This is a genomic window from Streptococcus pseudopneumoniae, from assembly GCF_001072315.1.
Classification (GTDB): domain Bacteria; phylum Bacillota; class Bacilli; order Lactobacillales; family Streptococcaceae; genus Streptococcus; species Streptococcus pseudopneumoniae_R.
This window is the reverse complement of record NZ_JVLI01000200.1, coordinates 1-492: the sequence shown is the minus strand read 5'-3', so window position 1 is coordinate 492 and position 492 is coordinate 1. Positions and strand designations below refer to the sequence as shown.

Genomic DNA, 492 nt, shown 5'->3' with positions numbered 1-492 from the left:
TAACCCCAAGAGAGGCAAGACCTCTCTTTTTTGTGCAGTTTAGATGGTGTAGGGAACAGAATGGGGGAAATGTGCCAAAAGAGTTTCTGAATCTGTTAGACTGTATCTAGAAAGGGGAAGATTATGCTTAAAAAAATGTATGAAGAAGTCCAGGGAATTGTATATAAGTGTAGAAATGAATATTACCTTCATTTATGGGAATTGTCGGACTGGGATCAAGAGGGAATGATTTGCTTACATGAATTGATCGGTAGAGAAGAAGGACTAGTAGACGATATTCCACGCTTACGCAAATATTTCAAAACAAAATTCCGGAATCGAATTCTAGATTATCTCCGTAAACAAGAAAGTCAAAAACGGAGATATGATAAAGAGCTTTATGAAGAAGTGGGTGAGATAAGTCATCGTATAAGTGAGGGAGGTCTGTGGCTAGATGACTATTATCTCTTTCATGAAACACTAAGAGATTATAGAAACAAACAAAGTAAAGAG

The 492-nt window shown here is 36.8% G+C and carries 1 protein-coding gene; it reads left to right on the top strand.

Annotated features, from left to right (window positions below):
* Positions 1-123: 123 nt before the first annotated feature.
* On the top strand, positions 124-492 hold a 369-nt coding region (locus tag ADH54_RS10205), incomplete at its 3' end, for a sigma-70 family RNA polymerase sigma factor (RefSeq protein ID WP_049525042.1).